Origin of the sequence: Allochromatium vinosum DSM 180, assembly GCF_000025485.1 — a bacterium.
GTDB lineage: Bacteria > Pseudomonadota > Gammaproteobacteria > Chromatiales > Chromatiaceae > Thermochromatium > Thermochromatium vinosum.
This window is the reverse complement of the sequence record NC_013851.1, coordinates 2858610-2881457: the sequence shown is the minus strand read 5'-3', so window position 1 is coordinate 2881457 and position 22848 is coordinate 2858610. Positions and strand designations below refer to the sequence as shown.

Annotated in this window: 23 protein-coding genes; 16 read left to right on the top strand and 7 right to left on the bottom strand. The window is 64.1% G+C overall.

Features of this window, described 5'->3' with window-relative positions; all coding sequences use genetic code 11:
* Positions 1-33 precede the first annotated feature (33 nt).
* The 8 genes from pufB (ALVIN_RS12715) (at position 34) to lipA (ending at position 4501) form a co-directional block, all read left to right on the top strand.
* A complete protein-coding gene (gene pufB, locus ALVIN_RS12715; protein WP_012971729.1) occupies positions 34-180 on the top strand; it encodes a light-harvesting antenna LH1, beta subunit in 147 nt (48 codons plus the stop codon).
* A gap of 83 nt (positions 181-263) precedes the next feature.
* Positions 264-398: a light-harvesting antenna LH1, alpha subunit gene (gene pufA, locus ALVIN_RS17200; protein ID WP_012971728.1), complete on the top strand. Its 135-nt coding sequence runs from the start codon at positions 264-266 to the stop codon at positions 396-398.
* A 135-nt stretch (positions 399-533) separates the two neighbouring features.
* Positions 534-677 (top strand): light-harvesting antenna LH1, beta subunit, encoded by a 144-nt coding sequence (pufB, locus tag ALVIN_RS12710; RefSeq protein WP_012971727.1) that lies wholly within the window; start codon positions 534-536, stop codon positions 675-677.
* A gap of 89 nt (positions 678-766) precedes the next feature.
* Positions 767-967, top strand: coding sequence for a light-harvesting antenna LH1, alpha subunit (gene pufA / locus ALVIN_RS12705; protein ID WP_012971726.1), 201 nt, complete (start codon positions 767-769; stop codon positions 965-967).
* A gap of 85 nt (positions 968-1052) precedes the next feature.
* The gene (locus ALVIN_RS12700) at positions 1053-1484 is read left to right on the top strand and encodes a secondary thiamine-phosphate synthase enzyme YjbQ (RefSeq protein WP_012971725.1); all 432 of its coding nucleotides are present in this window, start codon (positions 1053-1055) and stop codon (positions 1482-1484) included.
* Between the two features lie 56 nt (positions 1485-1540).
* Positions 1541-2914: a RuBisCO large subunit C-terminal-like domain-containing protein gene (locus tag ALVIN_RS12695; RefSeq protein WP_012971724.1), complete on the top strand. Its 1374-nt coding sequence runs from the start codon at positions 1541-1543 to the stop codon at positions 2912-2914.
* Complete coding sequence (gene idi, locus ALVIN_RS12690) at positions 2911-3483, top strand: isopentenyl-diphosphate Delta-isomerase (protein ID WP_043795663.1); 573 nt, start codon at positions 2911-2913, stop codon at positions 3481-3483. Before ALVIN_RS12695 ends, idi begins: the two co-directional genes overlap by 4 nt.
* A gap of 43 nt (positions 3484-3526) precedes the next feature.
* Positions 3527-4501 (top strand): lipoyl synthase, encoded by a 975-nt coding sequence (lipA, locus tag ALVIN_RS12685; RefSeq protein ID WP_012971722.1) that lies wholly within the window; start codon positions 3527-3529, stop codon positions 4499-4501.
* Between the two features lie 23 nt (positions 4502-4524).
* Here the strand turns inward: lipA and ALVIN_RS12680 are convergent, their stop codons facing one another.
* From ALVIN_RS12680 to ALVIN_RS12660, 5 genes are all read right to left on the bottom strand, one after another.
* The gene (locus tag ALVIN_RS12680; RefSeq protein ID WP_012971721.1) at positions 4525-5556 is read right to left on the bottom strand and encodes a M14 family metallopeptidase; all 1032 of its coding nucleotides are present in this window, start codon (positions 5554-5556) and stop codon (positions 4525-4527) included.
* A 7-nt stretch (positions 5557-5563) separates the two neighbouring features.
* A complete protein-coding gene (locus tag ALVIN_RS12675) occupies positions 5564-6982 on the bottom strand; it encodes a glutamate-cysteine ligase family protein (RefSeq protein WP_012971720.1) in 1419 nt (472 codons plus the stop codon).
* A 74-nt stretch (positions 6983-7056) separates the two neighbouring features.
* Positions 7057-7734, bottom strand: coding sequence for an N-acetylmuramate alpha-1-phosphate uridylyltransferase MurU (gene murU / locus ALVIN_RS12670; protein WP_012971719.1), 678 nt, complete (start codon positions 7732-7734; stop codon positions 7057-7059).
* Complete coding sequence (locus ALVIN_RS12665) at positions 7731-9557, bottom strand: SulP family inorganic anion transporter (protein WP_148217514.1); 1827 nt, start codon at positions 9555-9557, stop codon at positions 7731-7733. The genes murU and ALVIN_RS12665 overlap by 4 nt, the downstream gene beginning before the upstream one ends.
* An 80-nt stretch (positions 9558-9637) precedes the next feature.
* A complete protein-coding gene (locus ALVIN_RS12660) occupies positions 9638-10519 on the bottom strand; it encodes a phosphoribosylaminoimidazolesuccinocarboxamide synthase (protein ID WP_012971717.1) in 882 nt (293 codons plus the stop codon).
* 124 nt (positions 10520-10643) lie between these two features.
* On the opposite strand from ALVIN_RS12660, the gene ALVIN_RS12655 reads away from it, so the two are divergent.
* The 8 genes from ALVIN_RS12655 (at position 10644) to ALVIN_RS18335 (ending at position 18332) form a co-directional block, all read left to right on the top strand.
* The gene (locus tag ALVIN_RS12655; RefSeq protein ID WP_012971716.1) at positions 10644-11027 is read left to right on the top strand and encodes a RidA family protein; all 384 of its coding nucleotides are present in this window, start codon (positions 10644-10646) and stop codon (positions 11025-11027) included.
* Between the two features lie 12 nt (positions 11028-11039).
* Positions 11040-12116 (top strand): lytic murein transglycosylase B, encoded by a 1077-nt coding sequence (mltB, locus tag ALVIN_RS12650; RefSeq protein WP_012971715.1) that lies wholly within the window; start codon positions 11040-11042, stop codon positions 12114-12116.
* A 56-nt stretch (positions 12117-12172) separates the two neighbouring features.
* The gene (locus ALVIN_RS12645) at positions 12173-12754 is read left to right on the top strand and encodes a Uma2 family endonuclease (protein WP_012971714.1); all 582 of its coding nucleotides are present in this window, start codon (positions 12173-12175) and stop codon (positions 12752-12754) included.
* On the top strand, positions 12747-14900 hold the full coding sequence (gene recG, locus ALVIN_RS12640; protein WP_012971713.1) for an ATP-dependent DNA helicase RecG: 2154 nt from the start codon (positions 12747-12749) through the stop codon (positions 14898-14900). The genes ALVIN_RS12645 and recG overlap by 8 nt, the downstream gene beginning before the upstream one ends.
* A 183-nt stretch (positions 14901-15083) precedes the next feature.
* Positions 15084-15551, top strand: a complete 468-nt coding sequence (locus tag ALVIN_RS17655; protein WP_012971712.1) for a hypothetical protein — start codon at positions 15084-15086, stop codon at positions 15549-15551.
* Between the two features lie 131 nt (positions 15552-15682).
* Positions 15683-17014, top strand: a complete 1332-nt coding sequence (locus ALVIN_RS12635; protein WP_012969763.1) for an IS4 family transposase — start codon at positions 15683-15685, stop codon at positions 17012-17014.
* 950 nt (positions 17015-17964) lie between these two features.
* Entirely contained in the window at positions 17965-18243 is a 279-nt protein-coding gene (locus tag ALVIN_RS12630) for a UPF0175 family protein (RefSeq protein WP_012971710.1), read from the top strand.
* The gene (locus ALVIN_RS18335) at positions 18240-18332 is read left to right on the top strand and encodes a hypothetical protein (RefSeq protein WP_176976571.1); all 93 of its coding nucleotides are present in this window, start codon (positions 18240-18242) and stop codon (positions 18330-18332) included. The genes ALVIN_RS12630 and ALVIN_RS18335 overlap by 4 nt, the downstream gene beginning before the upstream one ends.
* Positions 18333-18360: 28 nt before the next feature.
* On the opposite strand, the gene ALVIN_RS12625 is transcribed toward ALVIN_RS18335, so the two are convergent.
* Complete coding sequence (locus tag ALVIN_RS12625; RefSeq protein WP_012971709.1) at positions 18361-21543, bottom strand: efflux RND transporter permease subunit; 3183 nt, start codon at positions 21541-21543, stop codon at positions 18361-18363.
* Positions 21540-22718 (bottom strand): efflux RND transporter periplasmic adaptor subunit, encoded by a 1179-nt coding sequence (locus ALVIN_RS12620; protein ID WP_012971708.1) that lies wholly within the window; start codon positions 22716-22718, stop codon positions 21540-21542. Before ALVIN_RS12620 ends, ALVIN_RS12625 begins: the two co-directional genes overlap by 4 nt.
* Positions 22719-22848 lie beyond the last annotated feature (130 nt).

Genomic DNA, 22848 nt, shown 5'->3' with positions numbered 1-22848 from the left:
AGCCGTCGCAGTGTTTGACCGAGGAATCATCCAATGGCTAACGAAAACCGTTCGATGTCTGGGCTGACCGAAGATGAGGCAAGGGAATTCCATGGTATCTTCGTATCCAGTTTCGTCGTGTTCACGGGGATCGTCGTCGTTGCACACATCCTCGTGTGGTTGTGGCGTCCTTGGCTGTAATAGCCTAGGGTATTAGTGTTCGTGAGCGAACGGGCGATTGTGACTCAAGCACCGCCCACCAGTAAGAGACCGGAGATATCAACATGCACAAGATCTGGCAGATTTTCGATCCCCGCAGAACCCTGGTTGCCCTGTTCGGCTTCCTGTTCGTCCTGGGCCTGCTGATCCACTTCATCCTGCTCAGCAGCCCAGCCTTCAACTGGCTGAGCGGCTCCTAAGTCCCAATTTGGGCAGCGGCAAGTTTCCGGGGATCTGGTTGAGAGCCGCCTCGGACTTGCCAATCGATCCTGGCCGCGGGGAAATTCGCGGTAATGGCCGACAGGCCCAACTTGATTCAAAGTGAGGATAATTCAATGGCTGATCAGAAGAGCATGACCGGGCTGACCGAAGAAGAGGCTAAGGAGTTCCACGGCATCTTCACCCAGAGCATGACCATGTTTTTTGGGATCGTGATCATTGCTCACATCCTGGCATGGCTGTGGCGCCCCTGGCTGTAATCGCCGGATTGCCGCCGCGTCGCGGATAATGACGGGAGGCGGGCGGCCCATGCCGCCGCGTCCCGTTTCATTCGTCAGGAGAACCCCCGATGATGCCCCAACTGTACAAGATTTGGCTGGCCTTCGATCCGCGCATGGCCCTGATCGGGCTTGGCGCCTTTTTGTTTGCGCTGGCTCTGTTCATTCATTACATGCTGCTGCGTTCGCCAGAATTCGACTGGCTGCTGGGTCCGGATTACGCTCCGGTCACCCTGTCGGCCGGAATGTCCGCTCTGCCGGCTGGTCGTTGATTCGAGCGGTCGAGGGCATGCGCGGGCGGGGAGAGTGTCGCTTCCTCCCTCGCCCGTTTTTTCGTTGGATAGCCGCTGATTCGAGATGCACTTCCACGTCGAGCAGATTCAGCTGACCACCCAGGCCCCGATCGAGATCATCGATCTCTCGGAGCAGGTTCGGCAGGCGTTTGCGCGACACCCCGTCCGCCAGGGCTGGGTGACGATCACCTCGGCGCACACGACCGCCTTCGTGGCCCTGAACGAGCGTGAGCCGAAGCTCCAGCAGGACATGCTCGATTTCCTGACGCGACTCGCGCCGCCGGGTCAGACGCACTACCGGCACGATATCGATCCGATCGATGGTCGTCCCAACACACACTCGCATCTCATCGGGCTGTTCATGAACGCCTCCGAGACCATCCTGGTCGAAGATGGCCGGCTTCTGCTCGGCGAGTGGCAATCGGTCTTCTTCATCGAACTCGATGGGCCGCGTCCGCAACGTCAGGTGCGCGTGCAGATCGCCGGTCTCGTCTGACCGTTGCCGATGATCGCAAGGCCATCGATTCCCTTTCTTTGCACGCGGTTCGTTCCATGACAGCAAGCGATTGGGCCGGCTTCTTCGCCGACGAGGCGTCCCTGGATCGGGAAGCCTATCTGTTTCTCGACTACTATCTGGAATGTTCCGGTGATCCCGAGCTGGCCGCCGCGCACTTCTGCTCCGAGCAGTCGACCGCGCAATGGCGTCGTGTCGGCTCGGACGAGGATCTGCGCCCAAGATTCGGCGCGCGCGTGGTCGATCTCCAGATCCTGGATGGTGCGCGTCCGGAATTCAGCTATGGCGTGGGATCGGGTTCGGATGCACCTGTCACGGCCTGCCGCCTGCGTATCGCCCATCCGCACGGCAATTTCGGTCCGCGTCTGCCGAACCTGCTGAGTGCGATCTGTGGCGAGGGGACGTTCTTCTCGCCCGGCGCGCCCATCGTCAAGCTGCTCGACATCGAGTTTCCCGAGAGCTATCTGGCCTGTTTCCAGGGTCCGCAGTTCGGTGTCGCGGGGCTCCGCGAGCGGTTGCAGGTCCATGACCGACCGATCTTCTTCGGCGTCATCAAGCCCAACATCGGCCTGCCGCCCGAGGCGTTCAGCGAGCTGGGGCACGAGAGCTGGCTCGGTGGCCTGGATATCGCCAAGGACGACGAGATGCTGGCCGATACCGACTGGTGCCCGCTGGACCGGCGTGCCGAACTCCTGGGCGAAGCCCGGCGGCGGGCCGAGGCCGCGACCGGGGTGCCCAAGATCTATCTGGCCAACATCACCGACGAGGTCGACCGGCTGGTCGAGCTGCATGATCGCGCCGTCGAGCGGGGCGCCAATGCGCTGCTGATCAATGCCATGCCGACTGGGCTGAGTGCGGTGCGGATGCTGCGCAAGCACGCCCAGGTGCCGCTGATGGCGCATTTCCCCTTCATCGCGCCCTTCGCGCGGCTGGAGCGCTTCGGTGTCCACACCCGTGTCTTCACCAAGCTGCAACGGTTGGCGGGCTACGACGTCATCATCATGCCCGGATTCGGTCCGCGTATGCACATGACGGACGACGAGGTGCGCGCCTGCGCGACGGCCTGTCTCGAACCCATGGGGCCGATCAAGCCGAGTCTGCCGGTGCCGGGCGGCAGCGACTGGGCCGGTACCCTGCGCCCCCTGTACGAGAAGCTCGGCACGGTCGATTTCGGTTTCGTGCCGGGACGCGGTGTCTTCGGGCACCCGATGGGACCGCGTGCCGGGGCGGCCAGTATCCGTCAGGCGTGGGAGGCGATCGTCGCCGGCGAGACGCTGGAGGAACGGGCCAAGCGTCATCCCGAGCTGAGTGCGGCGATCGCGGCCTTCGGCAAACCGGCGCATGGTCAAGCGGCATCGCCTCAGCCGTCTGAGCAGGCATCCGAACCGGATGCAGCTGGAGGTGACAGTTGACGACTCACATCGTGCCCCTGCCGGCGGCGGGTGATCTGGAGCGCGCCGCCCAACGCGACGCTGTCGAGCAACTGATTCTGGTCGACGAGCAGGATCGCCCCATCGGTGTCGCCGGCAAGCTCGAACCGCACGAGCTCGGCCAACTGCATCGCGCTTTCTCGATCCTGGTCTTCAATGCCGAGGGCGAGCTGCTGTTGCAGCGTCGCGCCGACAGCAAGTATCACTTCGCCTCACGCTGGTCGAATACCTGCTGCGGTCATCCGCGTCCGGGCGAGACCACGCCCATGGCGGCGGGGCGGCGGCTGAAGGAAGAGTTCGGCATTCGCGTGCCGCTGAACGAACGGGCCGAGTTCGTCTACCGGGCCGAGGATGAGGCGAGCGGCCTGATCGAGCACGAATATCTGCACGTCTTCTACGGCGTCCACACCGAAGCCCCGCGTCCCGATCCGACCGAGATCGGGGCCTGGCGCTGGATGGCGGTGCCGGCGATCAAGCGTGCTCTGCGTCGACATCCCGAGTGGTTCACCCCCTGGTTCAAGCTGCTCGTCGAGCGTATGCTGATCGACTGATTCGCTCAGCTTTTGCGGCTCCCCGCCGCTCGACCAGGACGCCATGTCAACGCCGGATACTCTGAACGCGCCTTCGCGCGCCACACCCGATACCCACCAGCGCGGCCAGGACAAGCTCGCGCGCATCCCGATCAAGGTCGAGACCAACGCCCCCGTGCTGCGCAAGCCGAGCTGGATTCGCGCGCGCGCCCCGGTCGGTCCCGGCGTGGCGCGGATCAAGAAGCTGCTGCGCGAAAGCAAGCTGGCGACGGTCTGCGAAGAGGCCCAGTGCCCGAATCTGGGCGAGTGCTTTGCGCATGGCACGGCGACCTTCATGATCCTGGGTGATGTCTGCACCCGTCGCTGTCCCTTCTGTGACGTCGCCCATGGTCGTCCCCAGCCGCCCGACCCGGACGAGCCGGCGCATCTGGCCGAATCGATCGCGCTCCTGGGATTGCGCTATGTGGTCATCACCTCGGTCGATCGCGACGATCTGCGCGATGGCGGGGCAGGGCACTTCGCCGACTGTCTGCGCGCCATTCGTGCGCGCCATCCCGACACCCGGCTCGAATGTCTGGTGCCGGATTTTCGCGGTCGCGAGTCGGTGGCGCTCGATCAGTTCGAAGGCGACGCCGTGCCGGATGTCTTCAATCACAATCTGGAGACTGTGCCGCGTCTCTATCGCGAGGCGCGTCCGGGGGCCGATTACGCCGGTTCGCTAAAACTGCTCCAGGCGTTCAAGGCCCGTCATCCTTCGGTTCCGACCAAGTCCGGGATCATGCTCGGACTCGGCGAGACCCAGGATGAGGTGCTCGACCTCATGCGCGATCTGCGCGCCCATGACTGCGACATGCTCACGCTCGGGCAGTATCTCCAGCCCTCGCGCGATCATCTGCCGGTGCGCCGCTACTGGACGCCGGACGAGTTCGACGCCCTGCGCCGGGCCGGTGAGGACATGGGTTTCTCCAATGTGGCCAGCGGCGCCATGGTGCGCTCGTCCTATCACGCCGACCAGCAGGCCGGCGATCTGGTGCGCTGAATCATCCGGCGCCGGGGGGGCGCTCAAGCGGCCGCCGTCGGCGGCTGGTAGCGCTCCATCAGATAGCACAGACAGTCCTGGCGGATCACGGTCTCGTCGCGGGTGAGCATGGACGGCATGAGACAGCGCCGCAGACGCCATTCCCCATCCTCCAGCCGGAAATAGCGTGCGCTGACGTCACGTCCGCGTTCATCGATCACGTCCAGGGCCGTCTCGGCACCTGGGCGAACCCGCGCAAAGGGCGTTCCGACCGGCAGCTCGCGAAAGTTCATCCGCTCCAGCTCCGGGTCCAGCCACAGATCGACATCGCTCGGATCGAAGCCGAAACTGACCGTCTCCGGAATCCGGATCTGAGCCACGGTATGGAAGAGGTCGATCTCACGCGCCGGGAGCGGATGCGCCGGAATCTCGCTCAGATGCAGCACGGCCTCGACGAATTCACGCGCGTGGTCGATCCCGGCCTGTTCAGCGACCTTGCCGCATTCCAGGGTGACGGCCGGCGCCAGCTCGGCCATGGCCATGGACTGCACGCCGGTGGGACGGATGAAATAGACCACGGTGCGGCCGAAGAGCCGGGCCAGATGCAGAAAGCGCGCGTCGAGCCGGTTGACGCAGGCATAGTGCGGATTGAGGCCGGTGTTGTTGTGCAGATCCAGGCTGGCGAAGATCCCGCGCCGGGCCATGATGTCGACGACCTGACGCATGAGCCGGTGTTCGAGCGTCTCGGGATCTTCCGACCCCGGCCAGACCCGGTTGTAGTCCGGCTGGCCGGGCAGCCGGCGTACCCCGCCGGCGGCGGCGCTGACGTTGCCGATGAACAGACTCAGCGCGCGCGGGAGGCGGAGTTCGCCGAAGCGTTCGAGCCGCTCGCGCAGGAGCGCGCGCACGGCCTCCCAGCCTACGGTCTCGTTGCCGTGCAGCAGCACCGAGACGAAGAGCGCCGGTCCGCGCGCGCCGGGCAGATGGATGAGCGTCGGCGCGCCGAGCCGTTCGGCGAGTCGCCGGCTGTCGGTCTCCAGAAGTCCGTCGGGCAGTGAGTCGAGTTCGCGTAGCATGGCTCAATCATAAGCTCCACTCATGCACGGGTCGACCGCTGGCCTGCTGTTCGAGATAGGCCTGAGTCAGTCCCGTCATATCCGCACCATGCCGCCGGACCCAATCGCGTTGCCAGTGTGCGCCCGTGCGTCGCGTTGCCAGACGCTGTTCGATGAGGCCGAGCCAGTGGTCGATCTCGGGCGGATCGAGACCCAGAGCGCTCAAACCCTGGCGTGCGCGCGGGATCAGCGCTTCGGCGAGTACCTGGGTCACTGGATGCAGGCGACCATCCAGCCAGCCGATGTCGGCCGACAGCCCTTCGCGGGCGCAGGCATAGAAATTCCGCTTGGTGTGCGCGAACGCCAGCCTGGATTCGGGTGACGGCTGCTCGCGGCTCAGATGTGCGATCAGCCCCAGATAGAGCGCGGCATTGGCGATGAGATCCGCGACCGACGGTCCCGAGGGCAGCGTCCGGTGTTCGAGCCGCAGATGCGGTCGGCCATCCGGCTCGAAGCCGATCAGGGGACGATTCCAGCGCCAGATGGTGCCGTTGTGCAGACGCAGATGCGCCAGACGCTCGGGCGGCTCGTCCATCAACTGCGGGAGCAGCACCGGATAGTCGTCGCGATTGGACTGAAAGGTCTCCAGGAGCGAGTGCCGTGCATAGCGGAAGCCGAAGCCGACGCGCTCTTGCAGGATGGGGCCGCCGACCGAGACGGCCTGCTCGAACAGCGGGATGCGGGTCTCGTCCCAGAGATCGCGGCCGAAGAGATAGGGTGAGTTGGCGCCGATGGCCACCAGTGGACCGCTGATCAGCTTGGCGGCGTTGTAGACGCGGGCCGATTCCTGAGCGCCGATCCGGATATGGATCTGAAACGAGGTCGCCGCCGACTCCAGCATGACGTCGCACCATTCCAGGTCGATGCGTTCGCGTCCTTCGATCCGCAGCCGGAGCGGATGTCCGTGACGCTGGGCGAAGACCTGCTCGTTGAGGGCGCGATAACGCTCGCGCGGGGTCATGAAGTCGAGCCTGAGATCCTCGGGCCGGACCGTGGGCAGGATGCCGATCAAGCCCAGACGGCAGTCGTGGCGTCCGGCGGCCTGCGTCGTGCGTTCGAGCGTCGCGCGCAGATCCTGGGCCAGGGTCGAGAGCGCCGAGCCGCGCAAGTGTGCCGCCGCGCCGTTGAACTCGATATTGAAGGTGGCCAGCTCGGGGACGACCGACGGATCGTCCAGTGTCGCCAGCACGGATTCGATGCGCGGGGCGGGATGTCCGGCCGCATCGACCAGCCAGGCTTCGAGCTCGAATCCGGCGCTGGGTTCGCCATCATCCAGCCGGCCTTCGGCAAACCACTGTTCCAGAATGCGAGTCTCGTCACGGACTCGCCTGGAGAACTCAGCGAAATCCTGCTCGGTGAAGCGCGAAGACGCGATATCCTGCCCCATGCTCTGACCTCAGCGACTTGAACTCGTCCTGAGTATGGCAGAGGACTTCGAGGCTTGTAGTCCTCGCGGCTTGTCTAGCCTGCCTGGGTACGACCAGCACTCAGCCAGTCGTCGAGTGCGGCCAGTCGTTCAGGCGTCCCGATGTCGAACCAGTGTCCGTCATGGCGCCGACCACTGACACGATCGTTGGCCATTGCCTGACGGAGCAGCGGCGCGAGCGGAAAAGCGCCCGCCCTCTGCCCGTCGAACAGTTGGGGTCGATAGAGACCGATGCCGCTGAAAGTCAGGCGTGGCGTTCCCTCGTTCCGGACGCGGTCGCCGACCAGCGTGAAGTCGCCCTCTGGATGGTGGGGCGGGTTGTCGACCAGCACCAGATGCGCCAGATCTCCAGCATCGATCGCGAGTCCGGCGAGATCGACATCGGTCCAGACATCGCCGTTGACGACCAGGAAAGGTTCGGAACCGAGCAGCGGCAGAGCGCGGAAGATCCCGCCGCCGGTCTCCAGCGCCTGTTCTTCGGGCGAGTAACGGATCTCGACTCCAAACGCCGAGCCATCCCCCAGCGCCGCTTCGATCTGCGCGCCCAGATGCGCATGGTTGATGACCAGATCGCGGATACCCGCCGCCGCCAGCCGATCGATGTGATGCCGGATCAGCGGCTTGCCGCCCGCGACCAGCAGCGGCTTGGGCGTGCGGTCGGTGAGCGGACGCATCCGCTCGCCACGGCCGGCGGCCAGGATCATCGCCTTCATGCCGGCTTGGCCTCGTTGCACTCCTGGAAGATGCGCTTGTCACAGGTCGCGCAGACCGTCTTGTCGAGCTTCTGATAGATCGCCCGCACGGCGGCCGTCTTCGACTGGAAGACGTTGCGCCCGCCCGTGGCCTCCAGACAGCCGCATTGCTCCAGCGACTCCCACAGGCCCTGCTTGACGTTGATCAGATACATCCCGCCGCCGTCCCGGCGCCGTCGCTCGGCCTCCGCAACCAGCGCATGACCGCCCTGCAGGTCGACGAAGTTGATGCCGTTGGCGATCAAGGCCAGATGCTTCTGCGCAGGGTGCTCGGCGCGCAGCCGGTCGAAATACTGCTCGACATGGGCGACCGAGCCGAAGAACAGCGAGCCGTCGATGCGCACGAAGCGCAACTGCGGACACTGGACCACTTCGGGATCGCTGGAGAAGGCATGCTTGGGCAGACGCGGATCGGGTGCGAGACTGACGATACGCGGCTTGGAGGTGCGATCCAGGTAGAGCACCAGCGACAGCAGCACGCCGGCGAAGATCGCAAATTCCAGATCCAGGAACAGCGCCGAGAAGAAGGTCACCAGCAACACCCCGGTCTCGCGCTTGGACGAATGCAGGATGTGGCGGATCTCCTTGAAGTCGATCAGCCCCCAGGCGACCAGGAACAGCACCCCGGCCATCGCCGCCTTGGGCAGATAGCTCGCATAGGGCGCCACCAGCAGCACGATGGCCATCAGCATGAAGGCGGCGAAGATCGAGGCCAGGGGGGTGCGCGCGCCGGCCTCGTAGTTGACGCCGCTGCGATTGAACGAGCCGGTCGCGACATAGCCCGAGAAGAAGGAACCGGCGATGTTGGACAAGCCCTGGCCGATGAACTCCTGATTGCCGTCGACGCGATACCCGCCGCGCGCGGCCAGCGAACGGGCGATCGAGACCGCTTCGGTCAGGGCGAACAGCGTCACGGCCAGCGCGACGGGCGCCAGCTCGCGGATGTGCTCCAGGGTCAGCGAGGGCGCCGAGAGCGGCGGCAGGGTCGCGGGCAGGGCGCCCACGGTGGCGATGCCGGTCGCCTCCGCTCCCAGCCACTCGTTGAGTCCGAGGGCCAGCAGACTGCCGCCCAGCATGGCGACGATCATGTATGGAATACTCGGCAGCCAGCGCTTGCAGACGATGCCCAGTCCCAGGGTCGCCAGGGCCACCAGGGTCGCGCTGGGGTTGATCTCCAGCACATGACCGAAGAACTCGATCAGGATGTCGTGCAGATGGCCGCCGCTGTCCATCTCGACGCCGAAGAAGTGCTTGAGCTGCTTGGCGGCGATCAGCACGGCCGCGCCGGCCGTGAAACCCACCACCACCGCGTGCGAGATGAAGTTGACCAGCGCCCCCATGCGCGCAAAGCCCAGCGTCAGCTCGATCACACCGACCATGAAGGTCAGGGTCAGGGCCAGCATGACGTAATCCGGCGTTCCGGGAACGGCCATGGTCGAGAGCGCCGAGAACAGCACCACCGAGGCCGCCGTGGTCGGTCCCGAGACCAGATGACGCGATGAACCGAACCAGGCGGCGATGATCGCCGGGACCATGCCGGCGTAGAGACCATACTCGGGCGGCATCCCGGCGATGGTGGCGAAGGCCACGCCCTGCGGCAGCACCACGATGGCGCCGGTGAGGGCGGCGATCAGATCGGCGCGCACATCGCGTGCGGTGACTTGCGGCAGCCAGGCTTTGTGTGGCGTGGTCCAGGACCAGTCGAGCGCGCCGATGGCTTGTTTGCCGGTGGTCAGCGGATGCTGCGTCCGCAGCCTATGAAAGAGCGACTGGAGTCGGTTCATGATGAAAGGGGTACGACTTGGGATGAGCGGAGCCGGGCACCAGACAGCCATTGGTGCCGTGCTCCGCCGGTTGGCGAGTCTCAGGCTGTCAGGCGTTCTTCGGCCTCGCGGTATTTGGCGGCCGTGCGCTCGATGATCTCCGGGGGCAATGCGGGACCGGGCGCGGTCTTGTCCCAATCGAGCGTCTCCAGATAGTCGCGCACGAACTGCTTGTCGAAGCTCGGCGGACTCATGCCCGGCTGATAGTCGTCGGCGGGCCAGAAGCGTGACGAATCCGGCGTCAGCGCCTCGTCGATCAGATACAGCCGACCGTCGTCGTCGAGGCCGAACTCGAACTTGGTGTCGGCGATGATGAGACCGCGCTCCAGTGCATAGGCCGCGCAGCGCGTATAGATGGCCAGACTGGCATCGCGCACCCGTTCGGCAAGCTCACGCCCGATCAGGTCGACGGTGTGCGCGAAGTCGACGTTCTCGTCGTGCGCGCCCAGCTCGGCCTTGGTCGAGGGGGTGAAGATGGGTTCGGGCAGCCGGTCGGCCTGTCGCAGACCAGGGGGCAGGGCGATGCCGCAGACCGAACCCGTGGTCTGATAGTCCTTCCAGCCCGAGCCGATCAGATAGCCGCGCACGATGGCCTCGACCGGCAGCGGCTTGAAGCGGCGCACCACCATGGCGCGGTCGCCGAGTTCGGCCAGCGCCTGCGGGTCCGTCACCACGGCGGACACCGGAATGTCGGTGAGATGATTGGGAATGATGTCGGCCGTGCGTCCGAACCAGAAGCGCGACAACCGCGCCAGCACTTCACCCTTGCCGGGGATGGGATCGGGCAGCACCACGTCGAAGGCCGACAGTCGGTCGCTGGCCACGACCAGCAGATGATCGTCGTCGATACGATAGAGATCGCGGACCTTGCCGCGTGCGATCAGTTCGAGATGGGGCAGATTGGATTGATAGAGAGCGGGCATGGCGGTTGATCCGGAATCGATAAGGCTGAGATTATAAACCGCCATGGCGATGCGGCGCCCAACAACTGCCGACGCGGCCGGCGACGGCTGTTCGCGTCCTGACAATACTGGAGAGACTGAGACTATGAGCAAACAGATCATCCGTACCGATCAGGCGCCACGCGCCATCGGTACCTATTCGCAGGCCGTCCGCGTCGACCGGACCGTCTACCTGTCGGGCCAGATTCCGCTGGTGCCCGAGACCATGGAACTGATCGAGGGCGACATGAGCGCCCAGATCCGGCGCGTCTTCGACAATCTGCGCGCTGTGGCGCAGGCGGCCGGCGGCGATCTGAGCGATATCGTCAAGCTCAATGTCTTTCTCACCGATCTCAACGACTTCGCCCTGGTCAACCAGATCATGGCCGAGTATTTCCAGGAACCCTATCCGGCGCGTGCCGCCCTCGGCGTAGCGGCCTTGCCCAAGGGGTCCGCCGTCGAGATGGACGCCATCCTGGTTCTGGAGTGAGGTCGATCCATCATGTTTCTAGCGAGAGTTCTTCCCTGGCTGTTAGTCCTGCCGCTGGTCGGTTGCGGCACCTCACAGACGCGCGATCCTTCGGCCTATGACGCCAGACCGGCGTCCTTCGGTGTCCGTGGCGACTTTGCCGGAGCGCCCGGCGTCGACGCCTTCGTCGACCGCATGCGCCGGCACGGCTATCCGCCCGAGCGCACGGCGGCCATCCTCTCGGGTGCGCGGCGTCAGCAGTCCATCATCGATCTGATGAACCAGCAGGCGCCCAGCAAGAGTACTGGTCCGAACGGCGCCTGGACGCGCTATCGGGCCAAGTTCCTCGGCGAGGACTCCATCAACAATGGCGTCGCCTTCTGGCGCCGCAACGAAACGGCGCTCGCGCGTGCCACCGCGCACTATGGTGTTCCGCCCGAGTACATCGTCGCCATCATCGGCGTGGAGACCCGCTACGGCGGCTTCACCGGCAAGACGCGCATCATCGACGCCCTGGCCACGCTCGCCTTCGCCTATCCGCGTCGCGCCGACTATTTCACCAGCGAGCTGGAGAACTTCCTGATCATGGCGAACGAAGAGAACCTGGACCCCTTCGCGCCGCGCGGTTCCTTCGCCGGCGCCATGGGGCTGGGGCAGTTCATGCCGTCGAGCTTCCGCGATCATGCGGTCGATCACGACGGTGACGGCGATCGCGATCTCTGGAACCCGACCGACGCCATCGGCAGCGTGGCCAACTATTTCCGCCACCACGGCTGGCAGCCGGGTGAGGCGGTGGCAGTGCCGGCACAGGTTCAGTCGGCATCGAGCGCGCACGCGATGAAGACCGGCTTCAAGACCAGCTATGGATTGAACGAGCTCGCCAGTCGCGGCATCACGCCCACGCGCGCGCTCGGTCGTACCGGCAGCGTCAGTCTGCTCGAACTCGATGCCAAGGGCGGCTATGAATACTGGTTGGGACTCAAGAACTTCTACGTCATTACACGCTACAATCACAGCACCTATTACGCCATGGCCGTGCACCAGCTCGCCCAGGCGATCCGTTCGCGCAAGGGCGGACCCGATGGGACGCGGGTCAGTTCGACCTGGTGATCGCGGCTGTGGGTGTCTGGTGCGCCAAATCTGTCTAGCCTCGGAGAGCGTCTGCCATGTCTCAACCGCTTGCCCATGCATCGCGCCTGAGCGTCGAGGACTATCTGGCCAGCGAGGACGGTGCCGACATCCGGCATGAGTACATCGACGGCGAGCTGTACGCCATGAGCGGCGCCAGCCGTCAGCATGTGATCATCACGCTCAACATGGTGGCGCATCTGCGTCCCCTGTTGCGCGGAACGTCCTGCCAGCTCTTCGCCAATGATATGAAGGTCCGGCTCAAGATCGCCGAGCAGGACATCTTCTATTACCCCGATCTGATCCTGGCCTGCGACCCGGACGACCGCGAGACCTATTACTGCACCCGTCCCTGTCTGCTGGTCGAGGTGCTGTCGGACTCCACCGCGCGCATCGATCGGCGCGAGAAGCTGCTCGCCTATCAGACGCTCCCGAGTCTGATGGAGTATCTGCTCGTCGATCAGCATCAGCGCCGTGTCGAGGTCTATCGCCGCGCCCAGGGCTGGGCGCTGGACGTGCTCACCGAAGGGGCGGTGCGGCTCGACTGTCTCGATCACGAGGTGCCGCTGGATGTGATCTATGAAGATGTCCCGGCACCGGACAGACGACGCGATGCCTGACGCCGGCGTCAGCGACGGCGTGTCCGATCCGGCCGCCTTGGCGCCGGAGGCCGGGCGGTCGTCGGATCGCGGGCTGGACCGGATTCCGGCACGCACGCTCGATCGGGTCGGGCCGAAGATCGCCGAGCGGCTCGAACGGCTCGGCATCCGCACGGTTCAGGATCTGCTGTTCCATCTGCCGCTGCGCTATCAGGATCGCACCCGGCTGACGCCGCTCACCGAGATCGAAGTCGGAGTCGAGACCTGGGTCGAGGGCGAGATCCTCGAATCCGGCATCGGCCTGGGGCGGCGGCGCTCGCTCAAGGTCTGGGTCGGGGATGCGCTCGGCGCCGGGCTGCTGCTGCGCTTCTTCTATTTCTCACCCCAGCAGGCCGCCGCGCTCAAGCCCGGCGAGCGGGTGCGCTGCTATGGCGAGGTGCGCCAGGGGCCGCAGTCGCTGGAGATGGTGCATCCCGAATACCGTCTTCTGCGCGCCGAGGCCGATGAGCCGATCGCCGCCTGTCTCACTCCCATCTATCCCTCGACCGAGGGGCTTCAGCAAACGAGCTGGCGCGGTCTGACCGATCAGGCGCTGGCGCTCATGGAACGCACCGCGCCGGCCGAACTGCTGCCGCCCGAGATCCTCGACCCCCTGGGCCTGCCGACTCTGACCGAGGCGCTGGCCTTTCTGCACCGTCCGCCGGTCGGCACATCGCTCCAGGATCTGACCGAGGGCCGGCATCCGGCCTTCGCTCGGCTGGCCTTCGAGGAACTGGTCGCGCATCAGGTGAGTCTGCGCCGGATGCGGCTGGAACAGCGGCGTGTCTCAGCGCCGGTGCTGGGCGGCGATGGCGGCTTGCGCGAGCGTTTGCGGGCCAGTCTGCCGTTTCGGCTCACCGCGTCGCAGGAGCGGGTGGTGGCCGAGATCGCGGCCGATCTGGCGCAGTCACGGCCGATGCAGCGGCTGCTCCAGGGCGACGTGGGCGCGGGCAAGACGGTGGTGGCGGCGCTGGCCGCGCTCCAGGCGCTGGAGTCGGACTGTCAGGCCGCGCTCATGGCGCCGACCGAGCTGCTGGCCGAGCAGCATCATCGCAGTCTGAGCGGCTGGCTCGGTGCGCTCGGACTCGAACCCGTGTGGCTGGCCGGGCGTCACAAGGGGCGCGAGCGTGATGAGCGGCTGGCGGCGATCGCCTCGGGCGCGGCGCCGATCGTGGTCGGCACCCATGCGCTGTTGCAGGACGACGTGGCGTTTCAGGATCTGGGGCTGGTCATCATCGACGAGCAGCATCGTTTCGGCGTCCATCAGCGGCTGAAACTGCGTGAGAAGGGCGGGGGCGAGGACGGGGCGCCGCATCAGCTCATCATGACCGCGACGCCGATTCCGCGCTCGCTGGCGATGACGCTCTATGCCGATCTGGATCTGTCGGTGATCGACGGGCTGCCGCCCGGACGCACGCCGATCGTCACCCGCGCGGTGCCGGATACGCGGCGCGATGAGGTCATCGAGCGGGTGCGTCAGGCGTGTCTGGCGGGGCGTCAGGCGTATTGGGTCTGTACGCTGATCGAGGAGTCGGAGGTGCTGGAGTGTCAGGCGGCGGAGGATACGGCACGTCAGTTGAGCGCGTGTTTGGAGGGATTGCGGGTCGGGCTGGTGCATGGTCGGCTCAAGAGCCAGGAACGGGATGCGGTGATGGCGGCGTTTGCGTCCGGGGCGCTGGATCTGCTGGTGGCGACCACGGTGATCGAGGTTGGGGTCGATGTGCCGAATGCCAGTTTGATGATTATTGAAAATCCGGAGCGGTTGGGGTTGGCGCAGTTGCATCAATTACGCGGTCGGGTTGGGCGTGGGTCGGTGGAGAGTCATTGTCTGCTGCTCTATCACGCGCCGCTGTCGGCGATTGCGCGTGAGCGGCTGGGGATCATTCGTGATTCGACCAGTGGGTTTGAAATCGCTGAGCGTGATTTGGCGATTCGGGGGGCGGGTGAGGTGTTGGGGACGCGCCAGACGGGGAGTATTCAATTTCGGATTGCCGATCCGTTGCGGGATCAGCCGTTGATTGCCGAGGCGCAGCGGGCGGCGGATCGGCTGCTGGTGGGGTATCCCGAACTCGTTACGCCGTTGATTGATCGGTGGCTGGGGGAGCGGGAGCATTATGGTGGGGTTTGAAAAACCTTTTTGCGTGCTTGAAATGCTTGACTCGATGTCAAGTTGAGGGCTAGTCTTGGGTTGCAGTCAGTTTAGCACTCGATGGCCCAATTGTTGTCTAAGTACGCTGTTATGCCTTTGATAGGGCATGTATAGAACCCCACAAGAAATGAGTAATCTTTAACCCGCATCAGGAGGTGTCAAATGGAAGCCACGAACGAATCTCTCTTTCAGCTAATGCGCTTTAATATTCTAAATTCTGGGCGCTCAGATCTAGATAATTCTCCATTTACATCAGCATATATTTATGCTTGGGAGTCTGGTGTATTTCCGGCATTTAACGAAGCGGCAGATTGGCACAAGCCTTTTTCCGAACAGTTTGACGTTACTGAAGAAGAAGTTTTGGCGCTTGGCAAACTATTGGATGAGAAGTGGCTGGCGAAGACGCCAATTACATTTTATGAGCTTGAAGCACATTGTGGCGTAAGGGGTTCGACCTATTCATCAGTAAGCTGGAATCGTGCGAAGCTGGTGGTAACATGTAGATACATGTATTTAAATCGTATGTTTGATGACTCTTTCTGGAGTGCTCTAGTCAAGAACGGCGAATGCCCAAGTGAAGCGCACTCAATATGTATGCCATTAAAACAGAGTGATATCTACTTCATGTAGATGGCCTCGGTGCAATACAAGAATCTCACATTATGTCATGCTGTTTTCGGTGCGACTTAACCCATCCCATTACACAGAACTTTAAGTGTACGATAGCGAACTGTTTTTTCTGAGACATGTTGGAGCACACGATGGGCTGGGCGTCGGAAGAATTGGCCTCGATTGATCTGGGCGACACGCGCCGCGACCGGCGTGCGATCCACTTGATCGAGCGCCTGGCCGAGCATCCGACGGCGAGTATTCCTGGGGCCTGCAACGGCTGGGCGGAGACGCAGGCGGCCTATCGGTTTCTCGGCAGTGAACGCTACGACTGGCTCGACATTCTTGAGCCGCATCGTCAGTGCACGCAGAGGCGCATGGCGGCCTATCCGGTGGTGCTGTGTCTGCAGGACACCACGGAGCTGGACTTCAACGGCCAGACGATCAAAGGACTTGGTCCCTTGAGCTACGAGGCCCAGCGCGGGATGTACCTGCATCCGACCTACGCGGTGACGCCCGAGCGCGAACCGTTGGGTGTCCTGGATGCCTGGATGTGGGCCCGCGAGCCAAAAGACGCCGACGGCCAGCGTCCGGGAGGCCCCGAGAGTGTGCGCTGGAAAGAAGGCTATGAACGGGTGGCGGACCTGGCCAGGGAGTTGCCCGACACCCGCCTGGTCTATGTGGCCGATCGTGAGGCCGACATACTGGACCTGATGGTGCGCGCTCGGGATTTGGCAACCCCCGCCGATTGGCTGTTGCGCGCCAAGCATAACCGCGCGTTGCCCGGTGGCGAGGGCCAGAAGCTGTGGGGACGTGTGCTGGACACTGAACCGCTCGGGGAGGTGCGCTTCACCGTGCCGCCTGGACGCGGGCGCACCGCCCGAACGGTGCGCCAGGAACTCTATGCGCAGCGGGTGAGCCTCTCGGACCGGCGCCAAGGTCACCTTGAGGTCACCGGCGTGATCGCGCGTGAAATTGAGGCCCCCAAGGGCGTCAAACCGATCGAATGGCGTCTGCTGACCAACCGTCGAGCCGACACGCTCGAGGCCGTCGTCGAACTGATCGAATGGTACCGGGCGCGCTGGGAAATCGAGTTGCTGTTCTTGGTGCTCAAGGAAGGCTGTCGGGTCGAGGCCCTGCAACTGGGCACTGTCGAGCGCTTGGAACGCGCTTTCGCGCTGTTTCTGGTGGTGGGATGGCGCATCGCACGATTGATGCGCCTGGGACGCACGGTGCCTGACCTGGAGGCCTCGCTGCTGCTCGAACCCGAGGAGTGGCAAGCGGCCTACATCCTGGCCAAGAAGCCCGTACCCAAGCAGCCCCCGCGACTCAACGACGTGCTGCGCTTGATCGCCCGCCAGGGCGGTTTTCTCGGACGCAAGGGCGACGGCGAACCCGGTGTAAAAACCATTTGGCTCGGTTTGCAGCGCATCAGAGACGTGGCCGCCGGAATCAAATTCGCCAGGGAATCTCATGACTTATGAAGATGTGTGTAATGAGATGGACTTAACCCATTGCATTACACTCATCTCTGAGTTGTTGAATTTCATGAAGCACAGGCTGAAGCGTGCTCTGTAAAAATCAGTAACCTACAGACTTGTGTGTAATGCGATGGACTTACACCTAAGAGCGAAAAATAAACGACTTAGCATGACATAAAAATTTTCGTACTGTATTGAGGTAGATAGTATAAAAAATAAAATTCAGTCATGCCTTCAGTTTCTATAGCTCTTTACGGCTCGGCTGATTTGCATCGTTAGGCTAAAAGAAGATGTGGAGTTGATTTGGGTTAACGGGTAACGGTGAGGGTTCGAATCCCTCCTTGCTGGTCTTGTCCTCAGTGCCTTTCTTAATGTTAGTGGTTTTTGCGTATATAAAAAATCACGTGTTGACAACATCAGAGCCAAGCCGTCATCTTGGTAAGAAGGGTAGTTTTATGGGGAAAATCAAAAATGTTGCGCGTCTAGCTATTGGTTCAGTGTCTGAAGTATTAGTGGCGCTGGGGGCTAGCCTCTTGGCCCCGGTCTGGCCGTTATCCCAAGCCAATTTCGCATTGCTAATGAAATAGTAAATTTAAAGGAATAAGAAAAAGATAGTGGCAACAACTACTAGAAAAACCGGGGCAGGCCACGTTTAATATCGCACTAACACGGTGCTCCAGTCGAAGCCGGTTTCGCTCTTTCTCAACCAGTCCGGCTTAGCTAAGCGTTAGCTAGACGCTTCGCGTAAAAATAGATGTTGAGTATGCAAATAAAAATTCGTTATGAAACCGCGGAAAATTATTAAATCAAGTGGGGTCGGGGTCGAGTAGTTTTTGGGTACAGAATTGTGCTGAATTAATTGCCTGACGATTTTCTCCTGCTCCGATAAATTTGGGTCTGGCGTTGAAAAGCTAGCGGTCTTTAGAGATTAAGATGCTTGAGTAGAGGCCAGAATGCAAATCGCCATCGACCTTCCCAATGATTTCGTTGGAATGCAAACCGAGCAGGCCATAGCCAAAGAGATGCGTCTGGCCTACGCTCTGACCCTCTTTAAAGAGAGTCGCGTCTCTCTAGCCAAGGCCGCCGAACTAGCCGACTTGGATCTCTATGCATTCATCACCGCCTGCAAGAACGAACGCATTTCGGTCATCGACACCTCGCGAGACGAACTCCTGCGTGAGATGTATCTGATTTCGTCGGTGCCAAACGCGCAGGTCTCATCGAAGTCGTGAAGCCCTATGTGCAACGGCTCTCCACCTCCGACCTCTATCTGTCCGATGCGCTTGTTTCGACCGTGCTCGAAATTGCGGGTGAAGGGTAGAATCGCCTCCCCTTAGCCCGCTGTTTATTCAGCTTACCGTTCTCGATGGTCTGCCTGAGCGATCCGATTTCGTGTCGTCCTGAAACCATCCCCACAGCGCCGCCAGCCGCCCATGCGCACTCTCATGCAGCGACAGCAGCGCCGGGGTGAAGACCAGCACCAGAATGGTCGAAAAACCCACCCCGAACGCCAGCGACACCGCCATCGGAATCAAAAACTGCGCCTGAAGACTGGTCTCGAAGATCAGCGGCCCCAGCCCCACCACCGTCGTCGCCGAAGTCAGCAGCATCGCGCGCAGACGCGACACCGCCGCCTCCACCAGCGCCTCATCAACCTCCATCCCCTCCTCGCGCAGCTCGTGATACATGCTGACCAGGATGATGGCATTGTTGACCACGATCCCCGACAGCCCGAACAGCCCGAACAGCGACAGCAGCGTCAGATCCAGCCCCAGCAGCCAGTGCCCGCCGATCGCGCCCACCAGACCCAGCGGAATGGCGGTCATCACCACCAGCGGCCAGCCCCAGCTCCCGAACACCGCCGCCAGAATCATATACACCAGCGCCAACCCCAGGATCAGCCCCAGCCGCATGTCACCGAGCGTCTCGCGCTGATCGGCCGCGCGGCCCTCGAAGCTGTAGTCGATGCCGTAGTGCGACACCAGACGCGGCAGCAGATCGCGCTCCAGCGCCTCGCGGACGTTGTCGGGCGTGGCCAGCGCACGGTCGATGTCGGCCGAGACCTCGACGGCGAGCCGTCCGTCGGCGTGACGCAGCGCCTCGAAGCCGCGCTGCGTCTCCCAGGCCGCGACCGTGGTCAGGGGCACGAACCGCCCGTCCGGCGCACGCACCAGCAGTTGTTCCAGCGCATTGAGCCGGACGCGCTCGGCGCGCGGCAGCAGCACCCGCACCTCCAGCTCGTCCTGTCCGACCTGGACCAGTTGCGCCAGATAGCCGTCGAAGGCCGCGCGCAACTGGCGTCCGAGCGATTCGGTGGTGAACCCGAGCGCCTGTCCGGCCGGCGTCAGCCGATAGATGAGCTGTTCGCGCCCGAACGGCATGTCGTCGACCATGTCCGAGACCCCCGGCACGCTCTCCAGACTCTGCGCCAGTTCGAGCGCGGCGGACTTGAGCCGGTTGGCCTCGTCGCCCATGAGCCGGATCGTCAGATCGCGGCCCGGTGGCCCGGCCCGACGCGCCGAGATCACCAGACTCTCCAGTCCGGCCGGCATCCGGGTGTTGGCACGCCAGGCGGCGAGGAACTGCTCGTTGCGCACCGCGCGATACTCCGAAGGCACGAGCTGCACCAGGATCGAGGCGAGCTGATCGCCGCCGGCGCCCGCGCCGACATCCACCGCGACCGTTGCGCCGAGCCGTGCGACCGCCGACTCGATCAGCCCGCCGCCGAACTGTTCGTCGGTCGCGATCAGCGCGCGCTCCAGCTCGTCCAGGAACGCGGTGGTCTGTTCGCGCGGTGTGCCGGCGACGAAGGTCGCGTTGGCGAAGACCACCTGGGACTCGGGCGTGGGGAAGAACACGAACGACACCCGCCCGCCGGCCAGCAGTCCGATGGCCAGCAGCATCAGCACCGCGACCACACTGACCGTCACGCCGCGCCAGTGCAGCGCCCAGACCACCAGGGGGCGGTAGACCCCATCACGGAAGCGGTCGAATCCGGCGTTCACCCGCTCGCGCCAGCGCGGCACGGTGGCGTCCTTGTGATGCTCGAAGGCCGAACGCAGGTGCATCGGCATGACCAGGAACACTTCCAGCAGCGAGGCCAGCAGCACCATGATGGCCACGAAGGGGATGTCACCGAGGATGTTGCCCATGATGCCGCCGACCAGCATCAGCGGCAGGAAGGCGGCGATGGTGGTCAGACCCGAGGCGAGGATCGGCCAGAACATGCGTTGGGCGCCGCTGAGCGCCGCCTCGGCGGGCGACAGACCCTGCCGGAAGCGCGTCTCGGCGTGTTCCCCGACCACGATGGCGTCGTCGTCGATGATGCCGAGCGTCAGCAGCAGCCCGAACAGGCTCATCATGTTGATGGTGCCGCCGAAGGCCCACAGCAGTGCCAGAGCCGCCATGTAGGCGACCGGGATGCCCATCGCCACCCAGAAGGCGACCCGCCCCGGCAGAAAGATGAATAGCATGATCAGCACCAGGGTCAGACCCTGGAGTCCGTTGTGGATCAGCAGATCGATGCGATCGGCGATGACTTCCCATTGCGCATCGAAGACCGTCAGCTCGATGGCCGGCGGCAGGGTCGGGCGGGTGTCGTTGAGCCAGTCGTCGAAGAGACGCGCGGCCTTGAGCGAATGCCCCTGCTCGGCGCGCTGCACCAGGAGTTCCACGGTCGCCGGCTTGTCCGCCAGCGCCTCGGCGTTCAGACCGACCGGGATGGGAGCCAGCGTCAGACTGGCCGGGCGCGCCTCGCGCACGATGGTGGCCACGTCGCCTAGACGCACCAGGGCGCGTTCGTCGCTGACGATGGCCAGATCCTCGAAGGCGAGCGGATCGCGGCGCTGCTCCAGACTGCGCAGCTCGCGCGCGCCGTCGGCCTCGCCGGCGATGCCGGACGGCAGGTCGCGCGCGATCCGTCCGATCTGCTCGCCGATGCCGTCGAGCGAGAGGCCGAGCGTCTCCAGCGCCCGTCCCGGCACCTCGATGGCGATGCGCTCCTCGGGCAGGCCCGAGATGTCGACGCGGTCGATGCCGCGCGCCAGCAGTTCGCGCTCGAACTGCCGCACCCAGGGCCGCAGCTCGGTCAGACTCGGCCCCGAGACCAGCAACCGCGCCACGGATTCATAGCGCGAGATCCGGCTGATCTGGGGCGTCTCGGCGTCCTTGGGCAGATTGCGGAATTCGTCGACGCGCTGGCGCACCTGATCGAGCGCCAGCAGCGGATCGGTGTCTTCCTGGAGTTCGACCGACAGGCTGGCGATGCCCTGGGCGGCGGTCGCGGTGAGCTTCTTGAGTCCGTCGACGGTCTTGAGCCGTTCCTCCAGCGGGATGAGGATGCCGTTCTCGACGTCTTCGGCCGAGGCGCCGCTCCAGACCACGCGCACCGAGATCACATCGAGCGCGAAGGTCGGGAAGAACTGGATGTTCATCCGCGTCAGACTGATGACGCCCAGGATCAGCATTCCGGCCATCAGCAAATTGGCCAGCAGCCGGTGGCGGACGAAGACCGCGATCAGACTCGTACTCATTGGACGATCTCGACCTTGAGCGTATCGAGCGCGTTGGGCAGATGGGTGATCATCACCGGCTCGCCGGGCTGGAGTTCGGGCACCCGCAACAGCACCCGGCCCTCGTCGGCGCCGGTGTCGAGTTCACCGACGCGCTCGATGCGCAGACCATGCAGACGCCCGTCGCGCACCGCGAAGATGCGATCCCCGCCATGGAGCGCGGCGAAGGGCAGGGCGATGGTGTCGGGCGCGGGCGGGCGCTCCAGACGCAGCTCGACGAACGCGCCCAGCGGCAGACGCGACTCGGGAGCAAGTCGCAGCAGGGCATCGACGCCGCGCGCGTCGGCTTCGCCCGAGAGACGTTCGAGCACGGCCGTGACCGGGCGTCCGGCGTGCGAGCCGGTGGCCGTCAGCTGTTCGCCATTGGTGAGCGCGGCGCGCAGTTCCTCGCTGTGTACGCCCGGCACCTTGGCGCGCACATAGAGCCCGTCGAGCGGATAGAGGGTCAGGATGGTCTGGTTGGGCTGGAGCTGATCGCCGGCGGCGGCCTCGACCACACCGATACGTGCCTCGAAAGGGGCGCGAATGGTCCCGCGCGCCAGATCGCGCTCGGCTTCGGCCAGGGCCGACTCCAGAGACGCGAGCCGCGCCGGATGCTCGGCGATCGACTGCTCGCGCAGCATCACGGACAGTTGGGCGCGGGCATATTGTTCGCGCGCCTCATCGACGCTCGACGCCGAGCCGAGTTGCTTGGACTGCACGGTCTCGGCGCGCTCCAGCGCCTGCCGGGCCAGCCGCAGGATCTCGCGTTCCTGTTCCAGCGCCTGGCGGTCATGGACCAGCTTCAGCCGCTCCTTCTCCAGATCGGCTTGCGCCCTGGTCAGGCGCGGTTGCAGATCACGCGGATCGAGCCGGGCCAGCAGTGCGCCGGCGGCGACGCGCTCGCCGTCACGGACCCGGACTTCCAGCAGCCGGCCGGCGACGGGGGCGGCGGCCTGGATGCGATCCGGCGCCTCGACCTGCCCGAAGAGCGTCAGGATCGGATGATGGGCGGCGGGCCGGACGTCGGTGACTTCGATACGCCAGATCCGTTCACTGGGCTGGACAGGATGCGGGGCGGGGCGGGTCGCCTTGAGGGCGACGAAGATCCCGACCCCCAGAGCGAGGATCAGGATCGGCAGGATACGGCGCGGCATGGATCGGGTCTGGGCTCGTTGGGGTTGAGGGTGGCTCGACCCCGACAAGATGCGGTGTCCGGCGGGCCGGCACAAGGGCAACGGTCACAAAGCCGGAGCTTCCTGACCGGAAGCCTCTCGCTCGTTTTCG

Coding starts and splice junctions, on each gene's coding strand:
- pufB (WP_012971729.1), top strand. CDS start 34: ATGGCTAACGAAAACCGTTCGATGTCTGGGCTGACCGAAGATGAGGCA.
- pufA (WP_012971728.1), top strand. CDS start 264: ATGCACAAGATCTGGCAGATTTTCGATCCCCGCAGAACCCTGGTTGCC.
- pufB (WP_012971727.1), top strand. CDS start 534: ATGGCTGATCAGAAGAGCATGACCGGGCTGACCGAAGAAGAGGCTAAG.
- pufA (WP_012971726.1), top strand. CDS start 767: ATGATGCCCCAACTGTACAAGATTTGGCTGGCCTTCGATCCGCGCATG.
- ALVIN_RS12700 (WP_012971725.1), top strand. CDS start 1,053: ATGCACTTCCACGTCGAGCAGATTCAGCTGACCACCCAGGCCCCGATC.
- ALVIN_RS12695 (WP_012971724.1), top strand. CDS start 1,541: ATGACAGCAAGCGATTGGGCCGGCTTCTTCGCCGACGAGGCGTCCCTG.
- lipA (WP_012971722.1), top strand. CDS start 3,527: ATGTCAACGCCGGATACTCTGAACGCGCCTTCGCGCGCCACACCCGAT.
- ALVIN_RS12680 (WP_012971721.1), bottom strand. CDS start 5,556: ATGCTACGCGAACTCGACTCACTGCCCGACGGACTTCTGGAGACCGAC.
- ALVIN_RS12675 (WP_012971720.1), bottom strand. CDS start 6,982: ATGGGGCAGGATATCGCGTCTTCGCGCTTCACCGAGCAGGATTTCGCT.
- murU (WP_012971719.1), bottom strand. CDS start 7,734: ATGAAGGCGATGATCCTGGCCGCCGGCCGTGGCGAGCGGATGCGTCCG.
- ALVIN_RS12665 (WP_148217514.1), bottom strand. CDS start 9,557: ATGAACCGACTCCAGTCGCTCTTTCATAGGCTGCGGACGCAGCATCCG.
- ALVIN_RS12660 (WP_012971717.1), bottom strand. CDS start 10,519: ATGCCCGCTCTCTATCAATCCAATCTGCCCCATCTCGAACTGATCGCA.
- ALVIN_RS12655 (WP_012971716.1), top strand. CDS start 10,644: ATGAGCAAACAGATCATCCGTACCGATCAGGCGCCACGCGCCATCGGT.
- mltB (WP_012971715.1), top strand. CDS start 11,040: ATGTTTCTAGCGAGAGTTCTTCCCTGGCTGTTAGTCCTGCCGCTGGTC.
- ALVIN_RS12645 (WP_012971714.1), top strand. CDS start 12,173: ATGTCTCAACCGCTTGCCCATGCATCGCGCCTGAGCGTCGAGGACTAT.
- recG (WP_012971713.1), top strand. CDS start 12,747: ATGCCTGACGCCGGCGTCAGCGACGGCGTGTCCGATCCGGCCGCCTTG.
- ALVIN_RS17655 (WP_012971712.1), top strand. CDS start 15,084: ATGGAAGCCACGAACGAATCTCTCTTTCAGCTAATGCGCTTTAATATT.
- ALVIN_RS12635 (WP_012969763.1), top strand. CDS start 15,683: ATGGGCTGGGCGTCGGAAGAATTGGCCTCGATTGATCTGGGCGACACG.
- ALVIN_RS12630 (WP_012971710.1), top strand. CDS start 17,965: ATGCAAATCGCCATCGACCTTCCCAATGATTTCGTTGGAATGCAAACC.
- ALVIN_RS12625 (WP_012971709.1), bottom strand. CDS start 21,543: ATGAGTACGAGTCTGATCGCGGTCTTCGTCCGCCACCGGCTGCTGGCC.
- ALVIN_RS12620 (WP_012971708.1), bottom strand. CDS start 22,718: ATGCCGCGCCGTATCCTGCCGATCCTGATCCTCGCTCTGGGGGTCGGG.